This window comes from Stenotrophomonas sp. YJH_SMC_91, assembly GCF_059368495.1.
In genome coordinates, this window is record NZ_JCAFRT010000004.1 from 150,095 (window position 1) to 169,874 (window position 19,780).

Sequence of the window (19,780 nt, forward strand, 5' to 3'; positions counted from 1 at the left end):
TCCACTGGAGTGCACTGAGGGGCCCTCCAGGGCCCTTCCAGGCCATCCAGATCGGCAACCCGATTGCGCATATGCGAATCATTATCGTTGATGTTATTCTACGTAACATCTTCGTAACGACATCGCCCCTGCGCCATGGCTTCGCCCGCGCCCACCGCCACGCTGTGCCAGCTCGCCCGCCAAGGGTGGCCACTGCTCGTGGCCGTGCTGCTGACGTTGCTTCTGGGCTGGTCGGCCTTGCACGAAGGGCGTGGCGGCGATCCGGCTGCGCATGGCTGGCAGGCACACGCTGAAGATCTGCTGCAGGCGATGCCGCTGCCGCAACCGCCAGCCGACGAATGCCCGCAGCACGCCGCACCAGCACCGGAGACTCCGTTCGATGGCGAGGGCACCTCGCCCTGCACCGGTCTGGTCCCTGCACGCGCCGCTCTGGTCGCGCGTATCCCGCTGTGGCGCTCCGATGCCCTGCGCTGGCAGTTGCATGATCCCGCGCTGCGGTTGAACCCCGGCCACGCACCGCCCGCACCGCACGCCAGCTGAGGCGCCCTGCGGCCGTTGCCGTGCGCCTGATTGCGTTTCCCGCCAGCCGAGCCTGGCCCGGCTCTACAGCACCCACTTCCCGCCTGTCGCCGCATGCCCATCTGCGCCGGCTCGCGCTCGCCCTTTCCCGATCCAAGCCACTACCCACAGTCATGACCCACATCACGTCCCGCAAGCACGCCCCGCGCGTTTCCCTGCTCGCCACCGCCACCCTGGCCGCGGGCTTTGCTCCGCTGGCTGCGCAGGCTGCCGACGGCGCCGACGCCGGTTCCCGCAACGCCACCGAGCTGGACAAGGTGCAGGTGCGCGGCAGCTGGTTCAACCCGTCCTCGCCGAAGTTCACCGCCGAGCTGCTGGACACCCCGAAGTCGGTGTCGATCGTGTCGGAGAAGCTGATCGCCGAAACCGGTGCGACCAACCTGCAGGATGCGCTGCGCATGGTGCCGGGCATCACCTTCGGTGCCGGCGAAGGCGGCAACCCGACCGGTGACCGCCCCTTCATCCGTGGCTTCGATTCGCAGAGCAACGTGTTCGTCGACGGACTGCGCGACGTCGGCTCGCAGACCCGCGAGATCTTCGACCTGGAGCAGGTGGAAGTGGTCAAGGGCCCGAGCTCGGCCTACGGCGGCCGTGACTCCGGTGGTGGCAGCCTGAACCTGGTGAGCAAGACGCCGAAGCTGAAGAACGAGACCAGCGCCAGCATGGGCATCGGCACCGACAGCTACGCGCGCGGCACCGTGGACGCCAACTACGTGCTGGGCGATGGCATCGCCGCCCGCCTGAACCTGATGAAGCACGAGTCGGACATCGCCGGCCGCGACGCCGCCAACGTCAGCCGCTGGGGCATCGCGCCGTCGATCGCTTTCGGCTTGAACGGCCCGGCGCAGCTGATCGCCAGCCACTACCACATGCAGAGCGATGACCTGCCGGACGCGGGTGGCTTCCCCTACAGCAATCCGTTCTCCAGCGGCCCGAACGTGGCCAAGAACGGCGATGGCCGCCCGATGGTGCCGGACCGCAACAACTACTACGGCCTGGTCGACCGTGATTTCCAGCGCACCCGCGCCGACATCAGCACCCTGGATGCCAGCTACGACTTCGGTGGCCACAAGCTGCGCAACATCGCGCGCCTGGGCAACACCAGCAACGACTACCTGTGGACCCAGCCGGACGACAGCAAGGGCAACCCCAACCTGTACGGCACCTTGTGGCGTCGCACCAACACCCGTGCGGTCGACGTCAAGAGCTTCGCCGACCAGCTGGGCCTGACCGGTGCGTTCCAGACCGGCGCGCTCAAGCACAGCTACAGCGCGGGCGTGGAGTACAGCGACGAGAAGATGACCCGTGGCAGCTACCTGATGTCGCCGGGCACCGCCAATCCCCTTGAAAACAGCGCCAACAGCACTCGCTGCCAGGTGTCCGGCGCGGCCACCGGCTACAACTGCACCGACTTCAACAATCCGAACCCGAACGATCCGTGGGCGGCCGGTCAGATCGTCTATCGCAGCGACAAGGCACTGGACGTCGAGCAGCGCACCAAGACCACCTCGGCCTACGTGTTCGACACCATCGAGCTCAATGAGCAGTGGATGATCAACCTCGGCCTGCGCTACGACGACTTCCGTACCACCCTGACCACTCCGGTGGCCGGCAAGGCACCGACCCGCGTGCGCAACAGCAACGACTTCCTGAACTACCAGGCCGGCGTGGTGTTCAAGCCGGCCGCCAACGGCAGCATCTACCTGTCCTGGGGCACCTCCTCGACCCCGCCGGGCATGGACGGTGGCGACGGTTCGGACGGCCTGAGCGCCGCCGTGGCCGACCTCAAGCCGCAGGACACCAGGAACCTCGAGCTGGGCACCAAGTGGGACCTGTTCGACAAGCGCCTGAACCTGACTGCCGCGATCTTCCACACCGTGATGAACAACGCACGCGTGACCATCGACAATGGCACCAGCCAGAACGCCGGCAAGAAGGAAATCAACGGCTTCGAGCTGGGCTTCACCGGCCAGCTGACCGATGCCTGGAGCCTGTACGGCGGCTACACCTACCTGGACTCGGAACTGAAGGACAACGGTTTCGTCTGTGGCGCACCGGTGGGCCGCACCTGCCCGTCCAACGTCTACGTGCCGTCGCCGAACAACGGCAACGAGTTCCCGAACACCGCCAAGCACAGCGCCAACCTGTGGACCACCTACCGCTTCCCGATCGGCCTGACCATCGGCGCCGGTGCGTTCTACTCGGACAAGCAGTACGGTGACGTCGCCAACACCAAGTGGATTGCCAGCTACACCCGCTTCGACGCGATGGCCAGCTACGCGATCCAGGACAACATCAGCCTGCAGCTCAACGTGCAGAACCTGACCGACAAGACCTACTTCACCAAGGCCTATGCCTCGCACTACGCGAGCATCGCCCCGGGTCGCTCGGCCACCCTGGCACTGAACGTGAAGTTCTGATGTAACTGCGCTCCACCACGGCGGCAGTCTCTCCTGCCGCCGTTTTTGTTTCCGGCGATACTCACCCCATGGCAACCCGTACCCCCATCGACAGCGATGCTCTGGCCGCGCTGCTGCAGCACGATCCGCAGGCTGCCTTCGCACGCGTGCGCGACGCCGCGCAGGCCGGGCAGGTCGAGGCACAACTGCTGCTCGCGCAGATGCACATGGAAGGCAAAGGCACCACACAGGACGCCTCGGCGGCACGGCTCTGGTACGAAACCGCCGCCAACAACGGCGCGCCGATGGCGATGAACATGCTGGGCCGCTGCCACGAACTGGGCCAGGGCACCGCCCCCGACCCGACACTCGCCGCGGTGTGGTACCGGCGCGCGGCCGACACCGGGCTGGACTGGGGCCTGTACAACCTGGCCAACCTGCTGGCCACCGGCCGCGGCGTGACCCAGGACCGCGCACAGGCACTGGCCCTGTACACCCGTGCCGCACACCTGGGCCATGCCAAATCGATGAACCTGCTGGCCCGCCACCTCGAAGACGGGCTGGATACCGCACCCGATCCGCAGGCAGCGCTGGCCTGGTACCAGCGCGCGGCCGAAGCCGGTGATTTCCGCGGCCAGGCGAACTACGCCTCGATCCTGCTGCAGGCCGGCCAGGTCGAGCAGGCCGTGCACTGGCTGCGGCTCGCACTGGCCCACGGCAGCCCGGCGTTCATGGCGCACATCGTGCCCGAACTGGCCGCGTCGCCGCATCCACAGGTCCGCGCCCTGGTCGCGCCGCCGTCCCTCTGAGGAGTCCCGCATGCTGCTGCACATCCCCGACATTCTCAGCGCCGACCAGGTGGCCGACTTTCGCCGCCGACTGGATGCCGCCGACTGGACCGATGGCCGCGAAACCGTCGGCCATCTGGGCGCGCAGGCCAAGCACAACCAGCAGCTGCCCGAGGCCTCACCGCTGCGTCGCGAACTGGGCGAGATCATCCTCGTCGCACTGGCCCGGCACCCGCTGTTCTTCAGCGCCGCGCTGCCGCTGAAATACCTGCCGCCGCGCTTCAACCGCTACAGCGGTGGCGGCACCTATGGCTTCCATGTTGATGGCGCGGTGATGAACCTGGCCAACGGCGAACAGCTGCGTTCGGACATTTCCTGCACCCTGTTCCTGTCGGCGCCGGACGAGTACGAGGGCGGCGAACTGATCATCAGCGACACCTACGGCGAGCACGAAGTGAAGCTGCCGGCCGGCGACCTGATCGTGTACCCGTCCAGCAGCCTGCACCAGGTGCGCCCCGTCACCGCCGGCGCGCGCGTGGCCTCGTTCTTCTGGGTGCAGAGCATGGTCCGCGACGATGTGCAGCGCCGCCTTCTATGGGAAATGGACGGCTCGATCGAGCGCCTGCGGCAGACCGGCGGCGACGCCGAGGCGGTGCTGCAGCTGACCGGCGTGTACCACAACCTGCTGCGGCGCTGGAGCGAGGTCTGAGCCCGGTCGGGCTGGCCTGCGACATTTTGGCAATCATTCTCATTTGCAACAGCTAACAGCTCTCATTACAATCACGCCCCGTTGATGCCGGCCGCTGCCGGCAGACCCCTGGGGACCCCTGCTTGCTGCGCCCGCTTCGCCCTCGTCCACTCATCCATCGCAAGATGGGCACCGCAATGCGCGGCCAGCGTCCTGCGCTGGCCAGCCTGCTGGCGTGGGTGGCGATGCTGGCGTTGCTGCTGGGCACCCTGCCGCTGCTGCCGCATCCGGCGACAGCGGCGACCGTGCAGGTACCGCTGGAAGAACGCGGCGGCGAAGGCCCATTGCAGGAAGAAGCCCCGGCCAAGCTGCGCCGCTGTGCCTCCACCCCGGTGAAAGCGGCCGAGAAGGCACGCCCGCCGTTGCTGCTGGCCAGCCAATGGCTGCGCACCGAGCTTGAACTCGTACCCGCCACGCCGGCCATGCCCGGCGTGCGCCCGGACTGGCCGCTGGCTGCTCCGGACACGCCTTGGGCCGATGCGCCCGGGCGCCGCCAGCAACGCGGCCAGGCGCCGCCGCTCGCCTGATTCACGGCCCCGCGTGACCGCCTGCGCGGTCGCGCCCGCGCGCCGCTGCCTGCTTCATCCCTGCCGCCCCTGACCGGGCCTCCCCGTGCATGCCGCGCCGTTCGCGCCTGGCATCGCACCACCCTGCAACCTTCGAGGTTACTGCCATGGCCCAGCGCCATCGTGTCCGTTCGTCCCTGTCCCGTACCCTGCTGACCAGCGCCGTGCTGGCAGCCATGACCGCCCCTGCCTTCGCCCACGGTGACGCTACCGGCGCGCCACAGACGCTGGACAAGGTGGTGGTCACCGCCTCCGGCTTCGAGCAGAAGGTGATCGATGCACCGGCCAGCATCAGCGTGGTCAGCCGCGAAGAACTCAGCAAGCGCCCCTACACCAACCTGGTCGATGCGCTGCGCGACGTCGAAGGCATCGATGTCGGCCTGGAGGCCACCGACAAGAACGGCCGCGCCACCATCTCCATGCGCGGCCTGCCGTCCGAGTACACCCTGGTGCTGATCGACGGCCGCCGCCAGAGCAATGTCGGCCAGCTGTACCCGAACAATTTCGGTGGCGGCCAGTTCGCCTACCTGCCGCCGCTGGACGCGATCGAGCGCATCGAAGTCGTGCGCGGCCCGATGTCCACGCTGTATGGCTCGGACGCGATGGGTGGCGTGATCAACATCATCACCCGACGCAACCAGGACCGCTGGCACGGCGCCGTGACCCAGGGCTTCACCGTGCAGCAGGATGACCAGTTCGGTGATGCGCGCACCACCGACCTGTACCTCAGCGGCCCGCTGCTGAAGGACCGCCTCAGCCTGGCGGTCCGCGGCAGCTACTACGACGCCAAGGCCTCCAATCCGGAGTGGGACGCACTGACCCTGCCCGACGGCAGCCTGTGGGAGCGCAGCATCGGCTTCGGCGGCGGTGGCAAGTCGGTGGCCAACACCAACTGGAATACCGGCGTGCGCCTGGACTTCCGGGTCAACGATGACCACGAACTGTGGCTGGACTACGACGTGTCGCGGCAGAAGTACGACAACAGCGAAGGCCAGACCGGCACGCTGGACAGCCTGGCCAGCCTGTGGCGCGTCGGCAATGCGGTCATCCCCAACCCGAACGGCAGCGGCACCGTCACCCGCCGCGTGGTGCAGCCGCGCGTCGGCTACACCGCCTACCAGCGCTACGAGCGCGATCAGCTGTCGCTGACCCACCAGGGCCGCTACAGCTTCGGCACCTGGCAGACCTCACTGACCCACAGCAAGAGCAGCAACCTGGGTCGTTCGCTGCCGCTGACCCTGGACGAGCGCGCCAACCTGCAGACGCTGTGGAATGACGTCTGCCGCCGCACCGGTGCCGCCAACAACTGTGCGGCCGGCCGTGGCAATGCCCTGGCCGCGCTCAACCCGAGCGAGATGGCGCGCCTGCAGGCGTTCCTGCCGCGTCCGCTGCGCACCATGGAACTGGAAGGCTACGTGCTCGACACGATGCTCGACCTCGACTTCGGCGCGCACAAGCTGACCGTCGGCGGCCAGTACAACGACACCGACATGATCGACGGCGTGTTCGGCATGGATGGCGCCGGTTATCGCAGCAACACCAGGCAGAAGCACCGCATGTGGGCGCTGTTCGCCGAGGACAACTGGGCGCTGACCGATACCCTCACCGCTACCTTCGGCCTGCGCTACGACGACCACAACGTGTTCGGCAGCCACGTCAGTCCGCGTGGCTACCTGGTGTGGAACGCCAGCGATGCGTGGACCTTCAAGGGTGGCGTCAGCACCGGCTACAAGACCCCGCGACCGGACCAGTTGTTCCCGGGCATCACCGGCTTTGGTGGCCAGGGCGTGCTGCCGCTGGTCGGTTCCCCGAACCTCAAGCCTGAAACCAGCACCAACTACGAGCTGGCCGCCTACTACGAAGGCCAGCGCTGGGGCTTCAACGTCACCGGCTTCTTCAACACGTTCGAAGACAAGATCGCCAGCGGCGGAACGTTCCCGAACTGCGAAGTGGCGCGCGCCGGCAGCGGCTACTGCGTAGACATCGGCCCAGGCTGGGCAGCACTGGGCTACAGCACCTTCACCCAGAGCGTGAACATCGACAAGGCCGAGACCCGCGGCGCGGAACTGGCCGGTCATGTCGACCTGCTCGACACCCTGCAGCTGCGCGGCAACTACACCTGGACCAGGAGCGAGCAGACCAGCGGCCCCGACAAGGGACGCCCGATCTCAGGCACCACGCCGGCAAAGCACATGGCCAACGCCAGCCTCAACTGGCAGATCAACGAAGCGATCAGCCTGTCGCTGATCGGCGAAGGCCGCTACGACCGCTATCGCGACACCCTCATCGACAGTGCCGGCACCCGCCACGTGCGCTATTACGAGGACTACACGATCTTCCACCTGGGGGGCAGCTGGAAGGCTACGCCGTGGCTGACGGTCAATGCACGGGTCAACAACCTGTTCGACAAGGACTTCGTTTCGCAGTCGTGCCTGCTGCTCAATCCCAGCGAGTTCAGTTGCGTGGATGACTACGCGACCAAGGACCAGCGCCGCAGCTACTGGATTTCGTTGAACGCGAAGTTCTGATCGCCGCGCCCGGCCCCGGTGGGTGCCGACCTTGCTCGGCACCGCTTCATCCACGCATGGCGTGGATCTACCGATCGGTAGTGCCGGCCGCTGGCCGGCAACCCGCCAGACCTGCTCCAGGGATACAGAACGACACGCAATTGCGAGCTATTCTCATCAATGATGTAATGGGCAGTCCCCGTCCGCCTCGAACCCTGCCGTGAGCCGTCCTGCCTCTTCCACTGTGCAGCAGCAACAGAACCGTGGCTTCTGGCTGCGGACGCTGCACCAGTGGCACTGGATCAGCTCGGCGGTGTGCCTGATCGGCATGCTGCTGTTCGCGGTGACCGGCCTGACCCTCAACCATGCCGCGAAGATCGAGGCCAAGCCCGAGGTGCAGAACCAGCATCTTGAACTGCCGGCCGCGCTGCTTGGACAGCTCGGCACGCGCGAAGACGGCAACGCACCGATTCCGCGCCCTGCCCGGCAATGGCTGGACACGCAGCTGGGCATCGCCATCGGCGGGCGACCGGCCGAGTGGTCGCCCGAAGAGATCTACCTGTCGCTGCCGCGCCCCGGCGGCGACGCCTGGCTGAGCATCGATCGCGAGACCGGCGCGGTGGAATACGAATCGACCTCGCGCGGCGCGGTGTCCTACCTCAACGATCTGCACAAGGGCCGCAATGCCGGCCCGGCATGGGGCTGGTTCCTGGACCTGTTCGCCGTGGCCTGCCTGGTGTTCTGCATCACCGGCCTGTTCCTGCTGCACCTCCATGCACGGCAGCGGCGCATGACCTGGCCGCTGGTCGGCCTCGGCCTGATGATCCCGCTGCTGATCGCCCTGCTGCTGATCCACTGACTTTTCCCCCTTTCCGGAGCCGCCCCATGCGCGTCACCCTGACCATCGCCCTCAGCGGCCTGCTGGCCACCTCGCCGGCCTATGCCACCACCCTCGACATCAACGTCGAAGTGCCCAAGCTCAACGTGGCCGAATACCACCGCCCGTATGTGGCCGTGTGGCTGGAAGGCGCCGACCAGAAGGTCGCGGCCAACCTCTCGGTCTGGTACCAGCAGACCAGCAACAGCGAAGGCCACGGCACCAAGTGGCTGCCCGACCTGCGCCAGTGGTGGCGCAAGAGCGGCCGCACCCTGCAGGTGCCGGTGGACGGCGTGACCGGTCCGACCCGCCCGGCCGGCAAGCACGCACTGTCGTTCAATGACAGGCAGCCGGCACTGAAGCAGCTGGCCCCGGGCAACTACACCCTGGTAGTGGAAGCGGTGCGCGAAGTCGGCGGCCGCGAACTGCTGAAGATCCCCTTCACCTGGCCGGCCACCGCCGCGCAGAACGGCAAGGCGCAGGGCGCCACCGAACTGGGCCAGGTCACCCTCGCCGTCAAACCATAACTGCCTGAGCCGGGGTCGAGTCCCTTCCGCAGGAAGGGCTCTGACCCCATCGCCGTATCCCCCGGGGTCAGAGCCCTTTCCGATGGAAAGGGATCCGACCCCTTCCAACTGGAGTCTTCCGCATGAAGCGCACGCTCGTCCTCGCCGCCGCCCTGGCCGCTGCCCTTCCCTTCTCCGCCCTGGCCCACAAGGCCTGGCTGCTGCCCTCGCAGACCGTGATCGCCGGCAACGCGCCGTGGATCACCGTCGACGGTGCGGTCTCCAACGACCTGTTCTATTTCAACCACGTGCCGCTGCGCCTGGAGTCGGTGGTGATCACCGCGCCGGACGGCAGCACCGTGCAACCGCAGAACGCGTCCACCGGCAAATACCGCAGCGTGTTCGATGTCGAGCTGAAGCAGCCGGGTACCTACCGCATCGCGTCGGTCAACGATGGCCTGTTCGCCACCTACGAGCAGAACGGCGAGCGCAAGCGCTGGCGCGGCAGCGTGGCTACCTTCGGCGAACTGCCGAAGGACGCGAAGAAGCTGGAAGTGAGCCAGTCGGTCGGCCGCGTGGAGACCTTCGTCACCAACGGCGCGCCGAACGACACCGCGCTGAAGCCGACCAACCGTGGCATCGAGCTGGTTGCCGTCGGCCACCCGAACGATCTGTTCGCCGGCGAGGAAGCCACCTTCCGCGTGCTGGTCGACGGCAAGCCGACCGCCGACCTGGAATTCGAGATCGTGCGTGGCGCCACCCGCTACCGCAACGCGCAGGACGAGCTGAAGGTCACCAGCGATGCCAAGGGCGAGATCAAGGTGACCTGGCCGGAAGCCGGCATGTACTGGCTGGAAACCGGCACCGAGGACAACAAGACGTCGGTGAAGCAGGCCGCCAAGCGCCGCCTGAGCTACGTCGCCACGCTGGAAGTACTGCCGCAGTAATGACGTGGACCGCGATGCCGGGCAGCCCCGGCATCGCATCTGCAGCACACCACCATGACCGATTCCCTGCTCGACATCGCCCGCCTCGGTGGCACCACCATGGGCACCACCTGGAGCGTGTCGCTGGTCGCGCCGCGCCAGCGCGACCTGCACCCGCTGCATGCCGGCATCCAGGCGCGGCTGGACGAGGTGGTCGCGCAGATGAGCACCTGGGAGCACGGTTCGGACCTGAGCCGCTACAACCGCGCCGACGCTGGCCAATGGTGCATGCTGCCGGCTGAGACCCGCCACGTTCTGGCCTGCGCACAGGCCATCGCTTCCGCCAGTGACGGCGCCTTCGATCCCACCGTCGGTCCGCTGGTTGCCCTGTGGGGCTTCGGTGCACATGCCGGTGAACGCCGCCAGCCCGATGCCGCTACTCTGCAGGCCACGCGTGAGCGTTGCGGCTGGCAGCGCCTGCAGTGGCAGGACGATGCGCTGCTGCAACCGGGTGGGCTGGAACTGGATCTCTCCGCGATCGCCAAGGGCTTTGGCGTCGACCATGTCGCTGCGTGGCTGCGCACACAGGGCATCACTGCCGCGCTGGTCGAAGTCGGCGGCGAACTGGCCGGCTACGGCCGCAAACCGGACGGCCAGCCGTGGCGCGTGCTGGTGGAGTCCGCGCCGGAAGAAGATGCGCACACCAATACCCCGCTGCGGGTGCTGGCGCTGGAGGGCAAGGCGGTGGCCACCTCCGGCGATCGCTGGCACCAGTACCAGGTCGATGGCGAGGCCTACAGTCACAGCCTGGACCCGCGTTCGGGCAGACCGGTGCGCCAGGTTGCCGCGGCAGTCACCGTGGTGGCCGACGACGCCATGCACGCCGATGCCTGGGCCACCGCACTGACCGTGCTGGGCCGCGAACAGGGCATGGCGCTGGCCGAGCGCGAAGGCCTGGCTGCACGCTACCTGCAGCGTGCAGCAGACGGCCCGCAGGAATTCCTCAGCAGCGCCTTCCAGCGCCTGCTCGACGAGCAGAGCCCATGAGTACCCGGCCGTCGCGCGCGTGGCTCGGCAACGCGCTGGTCCTGCTTCTGCTGGCGCTGATCGGCTGGGCGCTGCTGCGCCTGCACCTCGGTGAGGCCTGGTGGCAGGGCGCGCCACCTGCGCGGCAGTCGCAGATCGCGGTGCTCTCCACGGTGCTGTACGCGCTGGCCTGCGCTGCATTGTGGTGGCGTGGGCGCCCGCGCGACGATGCCGCAAGCGGAGACACCGCGCCCATCCTGCTGGTCTGGTCCAGCCAGACCGGCTTCGCCCGCGAACTGGCCGAACGCAGTGCCGAGGCCCTGCGCGGTGCCGGCGTGCCCGTGCGCGTGCGCGGACTGCACGAGGTCGACGCCGTGTTGCTGGCCGGCAGCCAGCGCGCGCTGTTCATCGCCAGCACCACCGGCGAAGGTGATCCGCCCGACCACGCCCTGCCGTTCCTGCGCGGGGTGATGTCCACGCCGCCCTCGCTGCAGCATCTGCACTACGGCGTGCTCGCACTGGGCGACCGCAGCTATGGCCACTTCTGCGGATTCGGTCACCAGCTCGACCAATGGCTGCGCCAGCACGGCGCGCATCCACTGTTCGATGCAATCGAAGTCGACAACGCCGATCCGGCGGCGCTGCGCCATTGGCAGCAGTTGCTGGGACAACTCGGCGGTAACGCCAGCGAACTGCCCGACTGGAGTCCGGCCGAGTACCAGCCGTGGACGCTGCTGCAGCGCGAGCATCTGAACCCGGGCAGCCCCGGCGGCCCCGTGTATTGGTTGCGCCTGCAGCCCCCAGCCGATGCAGATGCGCAATGGCAGGCCGGTGACATCGCCGAGATCGGCCCACAGCACGCATCGCACACCGTGCGTGCCTGGCTGGACACACAACGCTTTGACGCGGACATCGTGCTGGATGACGGACAGACGTTGCTGGCACGCGTCGCGCGCTCGCACCTGCCCTCATTGGTTCCCCCGGGTGATCTGCCTGCATTGCTGGCGACCCTGCAGCCGCTGCCGCATCGCGAGTACTCGATCGCCTCGGTGATGGCCGACGGTGCGGTGGAGCTGCTGCTGCGCCGCCAACTGCGCGCCGATGGAACACCGGGCATCGGCAGTGGCTGGCTGTGCGACCACGCGGCCATCGACGAACCGGTGCAGCTGCGTCTGCGCCGCAACGACAATTTCCATGGCGTGCCCGCCGATGTGCCGCTGCTGCTGATCGGCAACGGCACCGGCATCGCCGGCCTGCGCGCGCATCTGCACGAACGTGCCCGGAGTGGCGCGCGCCGCACCTGGCTGCTGTTCGGTGAGCGCACCGCCGCGCACGACTTCCATTTCGGTGAAGAACTGCAGGCGATGCTGGCCAGCGGAACGCTGGCGCGGCTGGATGCTGTGTTCAGCCGAGATGGCGGCGCGCATCGCTATGTGCAGGACCGGCTGCTGGCCGAAGCGGCAACGCTGCGGCAGTGGGTGGATGAAGGCACGACGATCCTGGTCTGCGGCAGCCTGCAGGGCATGGCCCCGGCGGTGGATGCGGTGATCGAGCAGGTGTTGGGTACTGCGGGCAAGGAAGCGCTGTTGCTGGCCGGTCGTTACCGGCGCGATGTGTATTGAACGAACCGTCGGGGTCGGATCCCTTTCCGCAGGAAAGGGCTCTGACCCCAACCACAGCCGCACCATGACGGCGTGCCCAGGCATGATGACAACCGCACAGCTGTAGATCCACGCCATGCGTGGATGGCGCCCACCGGCGCCCAGCAATCATCCCGCTGCTGCACTGACCCGTATCGCCAGCAACTCGCCACCGCCCTGCAACGCGTGCCGCTGACGTTCGCCGGCCGCCAACCATGCGGTATCGCCCGCCTGCAGCGCCGGCAGCCCGCTGTCAGCACCAAACTCCGCCTGACCGGCCAGCAGATGCAGCGCCCAGGCCACGCCCGGTTCGCAGAAGAAGAACATCGCGCCCACCAGCGGCCGGTGCAGCAGTTCGGCCTGCAGCAGCTCGCGCTTCCACATCAGGTTGAAGTCGTGGGTGGTGCCATCGACCAATTCCCCGTGCAGTGTCTCCTCACCAGCAAACCGCACTCGTCCGTGTGGCGGCAGCACTTCCGCCACGCGTCCATCGTCGAAGCGCAGGCGCACGCCATTGCCCTGCAGCAACACCAGTTCGCGCTCCACGCCGGGGAAGGCAGAGAACGCGGCATCCTGTTCGATTTCGGCCACCGACAGGCGCAGCGCCCAGTCATCCCCCTGCGCGGGCAGGCGCAGGATCTCGCGGGTCCAGCCCAGGCCGTTGCGCCAACGTTCGCGGCGGTAGTCCAGGCTGGAGATCACCTGGCTCGGAGTGTGCAGCAGGGAGTCGATGTTCATCGGCGCATTGCATCATGCCGCGCGCCGTCGTGCATCACCGCGTGGCGAGCGTGCCCTGGCCACCGCACCCGCCGGCCAGCAGCTGCGAGTGCTTCAGCCAATCCTGGTCGGGGTAGTAAGCAAACACCATCGTGCCGCCACGCAACGCATCGATCAGCGGCCTGGCCACCGACAGGCGCACCGCCGGGCAACCCAGGCTGCGGCCCAGCCGCCCCTGCAGCTGCGCGGCAGCCGGGTTCACGTATGGCGCACCATGGATGACGATGGCTCGGTCACGCGCGCGGTCGTTGAAGCCCGGTTCCAGCCCGGCCAGGCGCAGCGAATATCCATTGCCACCCATGTAGGTCTCCTGCGCGGTGAACGCGCCGAGGCTGGACATGAAACTGCCATCGCGGTTGGAGAAGTGCTCGGTGCGGTTCTCGCCACTGTTGCGGCCATGCGCCACCCACTCCTCGAACAGCAGGCGCTGGTGGGCCAGGTCGAACACCCACAGGCGCGGCTCGGTGGACGGGCGCGAATAGTCGATCACGCTGAGGCGATCACCATTGATGCCCAGTTCCGGCCGCTGCAGCGCACAGCGCATGGCGTGCGCCGCCAGCTGCAACACGTGGCGGTCGGCCTTGGGCGCACTGCGCGACAGCAGGGCAGCCAGATCATCGGCGCTGGTGGCAAGGGCGGGCGTCTGTGCCAGCGCCGGGGCGCTGGCCGAGGTCGCCAGCAGGCCGAACGCGGCCAGCCGGCACAGGCGGGATGCAGTCATGGGCACAACGAGGGCACTCAGTTGCCCTTGAGGGTGGACCCTGGCGGCTCGGATTCCAAGACCGGCTGCATTCCGGATTCAGCCGGGCTTGGGCGGACCGCCGGCAGCGAGGTCACCAGCAGGGTCGTGCCCGGCACCAGCACCTGGTACAGCTGGCGGGCGAAATCCGGCGGCAGCGCCATCGGCAGCGAGGGCGTGGCCAGCAGGTCCGGCGTGGCCTGGGCACGGTCCTGGCCCAGCAACGGGTAGGCCGTCCACTGGTGCAGGCGCTGGTTCACGTCCAGCGGGCTGGGGGTGTCGCTGTAACCCTGCCCCATCACGAACAGCGTGGTGCCCTGGAACGCCGGCAGGGCGTCAGCCTTCAGCGGCGACTCGCCGATCATCACGCCATCGCGCAGCACGTACAGGCGCTGGTCGTGCAGGCTGACCAGGATGCCGACCTGCCCGGCCGGCGCCGCGCTGTCGTCCCACCAGGCCTGTGCCGGGGCTCCGCCCTCGGCCTCCGGCAGCGCCTGACCGCGCGCGTTCACCGGCGCCAGCACCGACGGATAGGCCAGGGTCATCGGTGAGCTCTTGGCATCGGCCACGACCACGGTATCGCCGCGCTGGGTTTCGCTGAACAGCTTCTGCGCGAAGGCCTGCGGCAGGCGCACGCAGCCGTGCGAGGCGGGATGCCCGGGCAGGCTGCCGCCATGCAGGGCGATGCCGTCCCAGGTCAGCCGCTGCATGTACGGCATCGGCGCGCTGTTGTAGAGGTTGGACCTGTGGTCCTTGTCCTTCTGCAGGATGGTGAACACGCCGGTCGGCGTCTCGTGCCCGGCCTTGCCCGAGCTGATCGTGGTCAGGCCGATGGCAATGCCGTTGCGGTAGACGTAGGCGCGCTGCTCATCGAGGCTGACCACCAGCACGATCGGGCCGGTCGGCGAGATTTCCGGATGCCAGAGGTATTCGCCCGGCTTGAGGTCGGTCGGCCCGCGCACTTCAGCGCTGCTGGCTGCGGCAGCCGTGGGCTTGGCAGCCGCTGTCGGCGCAGCGGCATGGGCCAGCAGCGGCAGGGCCAGTGCAAGGGCGAGCATCAGGGTGGTGGGGCGGAGCGGGAGCATCCAGCGGGGGTCCTTTCCATGCGGTGCGGCCACCGTACACCATCGGCCCGTGGTGGCCGCGGCAAAACCAGGCGCCGGAAATGAAACTGCCCGGCGACACAGCCATGTGTCGTACCGGGCAATCGTTACGTCCTTGTCGGCCTGCTGCCGCCCCCTCGCATCCTGCGCTGTGGGGGTAGCGTTGCATCCTGCACGCGGCCGCGTCTGTCCTGTTTGTATCTCAGCCCCTTCCACAGGTCTGTGATGCCACCATCCTGGTGATTGGTGCCGCGTCCTGCGGCGGTCGGTGGTCACGGCCGTCCTGTCCGTGACCGCTGAACCAGCTTCCTGCCGGTTCCGACGATTCCTGCTGTCAGCGCCTCGGTACGGTCCGCACCGGTACCGATCCGGGTACCGGATCCGCCGGCAACAACCTGTTGCCTACGGTGATCCGCTGTCGATTCCGTTCGACGATTGCTTTCCCTATCCCCTTCACCTGCGTCAGGTCCTCGACGCGATGAAACGGGCCGTGTCTGCGCCGGTGCTCGACGATCGCCTCGGCCTTGGCGGCTCCGACCATCGTCAATCCCTGCTGCAGCGCCTGGGCATCGGCGCGGTTGATGTCGATCGGTTCGGCGGCATGCGCCCCAGCGATCCCCATGACCAGCACCAGTGCCCTCAACACGACAAACCAAGGCACAACGTGTATCTCCTTGTGATTCTGGCCGCCCCGACCGGCAATCCCGTCGGTAGGAACAGTGTCCGTCACCACATGCACACAGCCTATCGGTTTCCCGGATTTCCGTAAGCCAGCCAAATACCCGACGTGATGTAGGAAAAACCCTACCCGTGGCACAGGCGTAGAATGGCCGGATCAGCCCATGCAACCGGAGTTTCAGATGGACAGCGCCAAGCTCGGCCAATTCGTCAATGACAAGTGGGACAGCGAGATCGTCCCGCAGTTGGTCGACTACATCCGCATTCCCAACAAGTCGCCGATGTTCGACGCCGATTGGGTGCAGAACGGCTACATGGAACAGGCGGTCACGCTGATGGAGAACTGGGCCAGGGCCCAGCAGCTGCCTGGCCTGAAGGTTGAAGTGGTGCGCCTGGAAGGCCGTACCCCGCTGATCTTCCTGGAAATTCCGGCCACCGGCGCCGAGACCGGCGACGACACCATCCTGCTCTACGGCCACCTGGACAAGCAGCCGGAAATGACCGGCTGGGACGACGACCTCGGCCCGTGGACCCCGGTCCTGCGCGGCGACAAGCTGTATGGCCGCGGCGGCGCCGATGACGGCTACGCCATCTTCGGCTCGCTGGCCGCCGTGCTGGCGTTGCAGGCCCAGGGCCTGCCGCACGCGCGCTGCGTGGTGCTGATCGAAGCCTGTGAAGAGTCGGGCAGCTACGACCTGCCAGCCTACGTCGACCACCTCGCCGACCGCATCGGCAAGCCGTCGCTGGTGGTCTGCCTGGATTCGGGCTGCGCCAACTACGACCAGTTGTGGTGCACCACCTCGCTGCGCGGCCTGACCGGCGGCAATTTCACCGTGAAGGTGCTCAACGAAGGCGTGCATTCCGGCGATGCCTCCGGCGTGATCCCGTCCAGCTTCCGCCTGCTGCGCCAGATCCTTTCGCGCATCGAAGACCAGGAGACCGGCCGTATCCTGATCGACGGCATGAACGTCGAGATCCCGGCCGAGCGCCTGGAACAGGCCAAGCGTGCCGCCGAAGTGGTAGATACCGAGATCTTCGAGAAGTTCCCGATGGTCGACGGTCTGCGCCCGATGAACGAGGACCTGACCGAGCTGGTGCTCAACCGCACCTGGCGCCCGGCGCTGTCGGTCACCGGCGTCGGTGGCATGCCGCCGCTGGAATCGGCCGGCAACGTGCTGCGCCCGCAGACCTCGGTGAAGCTGTCGCTGCGCCTGCCGCCGACGGCCGATGGCAAGACCTGCGGCGAGCTGCTGAAGGAAGCGCTGCTGCGCGACCCGCCGAATGGCGCGCAGGTCACCCTGGACCTGGAAAAGGCCTCCACCGGCTGGAACGCCCCGGCCATGGCGCCGTGGCTGACCCAGGCCATCGACGACGCCAGCCAGGCCTTCTTCGGCAAGCCGGCGATGTACATGGGCGAAGGCGGCTCGATCCCGTTCATGGGCATGCTGGGCGAGAAGTTCCCGGGTGCCCAGTTCATGATCACCGGCGTGCTCGGCCCGCACTCCAATGCGCACGGCCCGAACGAGTTCCTGCACATCCCGATGGGCAAGAAGGTCACCGCCTGCGTGTCCAAGGTGATCAGCGAGCACTACGCGGCCAGCCTGCGCGGCGAGACCAGCGGTTCGCCGGTGGCTGCCGACAGCGGCACCCGCCACGGCGACCACGGCTGCTGCTGATCCTGCACCCGTGACGGACGCAGCCTGGCCTTGCTAGGCTGCGTCCACCCTTGGCGGAAATCGCGCGCATGAATGGTCTGTTCGGCAGCAGCAGCTGGCTCTACATCATCCTGGTCGGCTTCTTCGTCGGCCTGCTCGGGCGTTTCCTCATGCCCGGCAACAACCGCATGGGCTGCCTGCTGACCATCGTGCTGGGCATCCTTGGCGCCCTGGTGGCCGGCTGGTTCGGCCAGTACATGGGCTGGTACGCCCCCGGTGAGCCGGCCGGTTTCCTCGGTGCGGTAGTGGGTGCGGTGGCCGTGCTGGCCGTGCTGCGCCTGTTCAGCGGCCGTCGCTGACCCCGTCCCTCCTTCCCTTCCTGTTCCCGACGTTGGCGCGCCCGGCGCGCCCGGATATGCCTGCATGACCGAACCCGCCTCCGATCCCCAGCGCAGCGCGCAGCGCCTGCAGTGGGCCCGTGCCCAGCTCGATGATGCCAGCGCGGTGGTCGAACGCGCCTCGGTCGATGCCGGCATGCGCAGCTACTGGCGTACCACCAGCACCGGTGGCAGCCACATCGTGATGGATGCACCGCCGGGACTGGAAGATCCGCGGCCGTGGCTGCGCATGCGCGGCCTGCTGCACGACAACGGCCTGCGCGTGCCCGCGCTGCTGGCGCAGGATCTGGATGCCGGCTTCCTGCTGCTGGAAGATCTCGGCGGCCCGACCCTGGCCAGGATCCTCGACGAGCGCAATGCCGATGAATGGTTCGGTCGTTCGATCGAACAGCTGCTGCGCCTGCAGGCGATCCCGGTGCCGGCCGACTTCGGCCAGTTCGGCGAGGCGCTGCTGCAGCGCGATGCCGGCCTGTTCGATGAATGGTTCCTGCAGCGCCACCTGAACCTGGAGCTGGACTGCGGCGAGATCGAAGGGCTGCAGCTGGTACACCGCCGCTTGATGGACAACGCGCTGGGCCAGGCCCAGCTGATGACCCACCGCGATTACATGCCGCGCAATCTGATGCCGGTCGAAAATGGTCCCGCAGTGCTGGATTTCCAGGACCTGGTGCGCGGCCCGATCGCCTACGACGCGATGAGCCTGTTCAAGGACGCGTTCCTTAGCTGGCCGCTGGAGCGTGTGGACGAGTGGCTGGCGCAGTATCACGAGCGCGCCCGCGACGCCGGTCTGCCGGTGCCCGACCGCGCCACCTTCCTGCGCGATGCCGACTGGATGGGCATCCAGCGCCACGTGAAGATCCTGGGCCTGTTCTGCCGGCTGCGTTACCGCGACAACAAGGGCCATTACCTCGACGACGCACCGCGCTTCATCACCTATCTGGATGAAGTACTGCCGCGCTATCGGGAACTGGCACCGCTGCAGCAGCTGCTGGACGAGCGCATCAAGCCGGCGCTGGCCGAGCTGGGTGCACCGATGCGCGTGGCCCGATGAAGGCGCTGGTCTTTGCCGCCGGCCTCGGCGAACGCATGCGCCCGCTGACCCTGCACACGCCCAAGCCGCTGCTGGAAGTGGCTGGCAAGCCGTTGATCGTCTGGCACCTGGAACGCCTGGCCGCACTCGGCGTGCGCGAGGTGGTGGTCAACACCGCATGGCTGGCCGAACAGTTCCCGGCGACGCTGGGCGATGGCAGCCAATGGGGCCTGCACCTGCATTTCCTGTACGAAGGAGCGACCCCGCTGGAGACCGGCGGTGGCATCCTCAACGCCCTGCCGGTGCTGGGCGATGCCCCGTTCCTTGTGGTGAACGGCGACATCTGGACCGATTTCGATTTCGCCACGCTGCCGCGCGAGCCGCGGGGCCAGGCGCACCTGGTGCTGGTCGACAATCCGGTTCAGCACGCGGACGGTGACTACCGCCTCGATACGCAGGGGGTGCTGCACCACGATCGCGAAGGCCCGTGCCTGACCTATGCCGGCATCGGCGTGTACCGTCCTTCGATCGTGGCCGACTGGCGCACGGTGATCGGCGAGGCGCCGGGCAGCGAGCGGCTGCCGCCGAAGTTCTCGGTGGTGCCGCTGCAGAAGCATTTCATGGCGCAGGGGTTGATGACCGGGCAGCACCATCGCGGGCGCTGGACCGATGTCGGCACCGTGGATCGGCTGCGTGCGCTGGATGCTGAGTTGGCGGCGAACGGCTGAGCCCCTCGTGGCTGGTCGCTCAAATCAACAGCTGTGCTTGGCCGGGCGGTGTGGGTTCGCGGGGGACGCCGTGGACCCGTCCCTGGGGGCTTGGCCGCGGCATCCATGCC

At 67.7% G+C, this 19,780-nt stretch carries 19 protein-coding genes; 15 read left to right on the plus strand and 4 right to left on the minus strand.

The window, feature by feature from the left end; translation table 11 throughout:
• Positions 1-135 precede the first annotated feature (135 nt).
• The 11 genes from AC5P5X_RS07800 (at position 136) to AC5P5X_RS07850 (ending at position 12,544) form a co-directional block, all read left to right on the plus strand.
• On the plus strand, positions 136-540 hold the full coding sequence (locus tag AC5P5X_RS07800) for a hypothetical protein (protein ID WP_049448608.1): 405 nt from the start codon (positions 136-138) through the stop codon (positions 538-540).
• A gap of 152 nt (positions 541-692) precedes the next feature.
• Positions 693-2,999 carry a TonB-dependent receptor gene (locus tag AC5P5X_RS07805; RefSeq protein WP_005408426.1) on the plus strand — a complete coding sequence of 769 codons (2,307 nt, stop codon included), beginning with the start codon at positions 693-695 and terminating at the stop codon, positions 2,997-2,999.
• 68 nt (positions 3,000-3,067) lie between these two features.
• On the plus strand, positions 3,068-3,787 hold the full coding sequence (locus tag AC5P5X_RS07810) for a tetratricopeptide repeat protein (RefSeq protein ID WP_087803694.1): 720 nt from the start codon (positions 3,068-3,070) through the stop codon (positions 3,785-3,787).
• Between the two features lie 10 nt (positions 3,788-3,797).
• Positions 3,798-4,475, plus strand: a complete 678-nt coding sequence (locus tag AC5P5X_RS07815; RefSeq protein WP_012510312.1) for a Fe2+-dependent dioxygenase — start codon at positions 3,798-3,800, stop codon at positions 4,473-4,475.
• Positions 4,476-4,639: 164 nt separating this feature from the next.
• Positions 4,640-5,041, plus strand: coding sequence for a hypothetical protein (locus tag AC5P5X_RS07820; protein WP_099498038.1), 402 nt, complete (start codon positions 4,640-4,642; stop codon positions 5,039-5,041).
• 146 nt (positions 5,042-5,187) lie between these two features.
• Complete coding sequence (locus AC5P5X_RS07825; RefSeq protein ID WP_005412519.1) at positions 5,188-7,608, plus strand: TonB-dependent receptor domain-containing protein; 2,421 nt, start codon at positions 5,188-5,190, stop codon at positions 7,606-7,608.
• Between the two features lie 199 nt (positions 7,609-7,807).
• Positions 7,808-8,446, plus strand: coding sequence for a PepSY-associated TM helix domain-containing protein (locus AC5P5X_RS07830; protein WP_005408421.1), 639 nt, complete (start codon positions 7,808-7,810; stop codon positions 8,444-8,446).
• A 26-nt stretch (positions 8,447-8,472) separates the two neighbouring features.
• Positions 8,473-8,991, plus strand: a complete 519-nt coding sequence (locus AC5P5X_RS07835) for a DUF2271 domain-containing protein (RefSeq protein ID WP_005408420.1) — start codon at positions 8,473-8,475, stop codon at positions 8,989-8,991.
• 122 nt (positions 8,992-9,113) lie between these two features.
• Complete coding sequence (locus tag AC5P5X_RS07840; RefSeq protein WP_111189456.1) at positions 9,114-9,917, plus strand: DUF4198 domain-containing protein; 804 nt, start codon at positions 9,114-9,116, stop codon at positions 9,915-9,917.
• 54 nt (positions 9,918-9,971) lie between these two features.
• A complete protein-coding gene (locus AC5P5X_RS07845) occupies positions 9,972-10,943 on the plus strand; it encodes an FAD:protein FMN transferase (protein ID WP_111189457.1) in 972 nt (323 codons plus the stop codon).
• Positions 10,940-12,544 carry a sulfite reductase subunit alpha gene (locus AC5P5X_RS07850; protein WP_065183148.1) on the plus strand — a complete coding sequence of 535 codons (1,605 nt, stop codon included), beginning with the start codon at positions 10,940-10,942 and terminating at the stop codon, positions 12,542-12,544. The genes AC5P5X_RS07845 and AC5P5X_RS07850 overlap by 4 nt, the downstream gene beginning before the upstream one ends.
• Before the next feature lie 147 nt (positions 12,545-12,691).
• Here the strand turns inward: AC5P5X_RS07850 and AC5P5X_RS07855 are convergent, their stop codons facing one another.
• The 4 genes from AC5P5X_RS07855 to AC5P5X_RS07870 all read right to left on the minus strand — a co-directional run bounded on the left by AC5P5X_RS07855 (position 12,692) and on the right by AC5P5X_RS07870 (position 15,842).
• Entirely contained in the window at positions 12,692-13,300 is a 609-nt protein-coding gene (locus AC5P5X_RS07855) for a HutD/Ves family protein (protein WP_005412516.1), read from the minus strand.
• Between the two features lie 34 nt (positions 13,301-13,334).
• Positions 13,335-14,060 carry a murein L,D-transpeptidase catalytic domain family protein gene (locus tag AC5P5X_RS07860; protein ID WP_005408415.1) on the minus strand — a complete coding sequence of 242 codons (726 nt, stop codon included), beginning with the start codon at positions 14,058-14,060 and terminating at the stop codon, positions 13,335-13,337.
• Between the two features lie 17 nt (positions 14,061-14,077).
• Complete coding sequence (locus AC5P5X_RS07865) at positions 14,078-15,163, minus strand: L,D-transpeptidase (RefSeq protein WP_049459154.1); 1,086 nt, start codon at positions 15,161-15,163, stop codon at positions 14,078-14,080.
• A 352-nt stretch (positions 15,164-15,515) separates the two neighbouring features.
• A complete protein-coding gene (locus tag AC5P5X_RS07870) occupies positions 15,516-15,842 on the minus strand; it encodes a ComEA family DNA-binding protein (protein ID WP_024958219.1) in 327 nt (108 codons plus the stop codon).
• A gap of 199 nt (positions 15,843-16,041) precedes the next feature.
• On the opposite strand from AC5P5X_RS07870, the gene AC5P5X_RS07875 reads away from it, so the two are divergent.
• From AC5P5X_RS07875 to murU, 4 genes are all read left to right on the plus strand, one after another.
• Positions 16,042-17,535: a M20 family metallopeptidase gene (locus AC5P5X_RS07875; RefSeq protein ID WP_049459155.1), complete on the plus strand. Its 1,494-nt coding sequence runs from the start codon at positions 16,042-16,044 to the stop codon at positions 17,533-17,535.
• A gap of 68 nt (positions 17,536-17,603) precedes the next feature.
• Positions 17,604-17,873, plus strand: a complete 270-nt coding sequence (locus AC5P5X_RS07880; RefSeq protein WP_099498037.1) for a GlsB/YeaQ/YmgE family stress response membrane protein — start codon at positions 17,604-17,606, stop codon at positions 17,871-17,873.
• Between the two features lie 64 nt (positions 17,874-17,937).
• Positions 17,938-18,963 (plus strand): aminoglycoside phosphotransferase family protein, encoded by a 1,026-nt coding sequence (locus AC5P5X_RS07885; protein WP_099596944.1) that lies wholly within the window; start codon positions 17,938-17,940, stop codon positions 18,961-18,963.
• Entirely contained in the window at positions 18,960-19,670 is a 711-nt protein-coding gene (gene murU / locus AC5P5X_RS07890) for an N-acetylmuramate alpha-1-phosphate uridylyltransferase MurU (RefSeq protein ID WP_005408409.1), read from the plus strand. The genes AC5P5X_RS07885 and murU overlap by 4 nt, the downstream gene beginning before the upstream one ends.
• Positions 19,671-19,780: the final 110 nt, after the last annotated feature.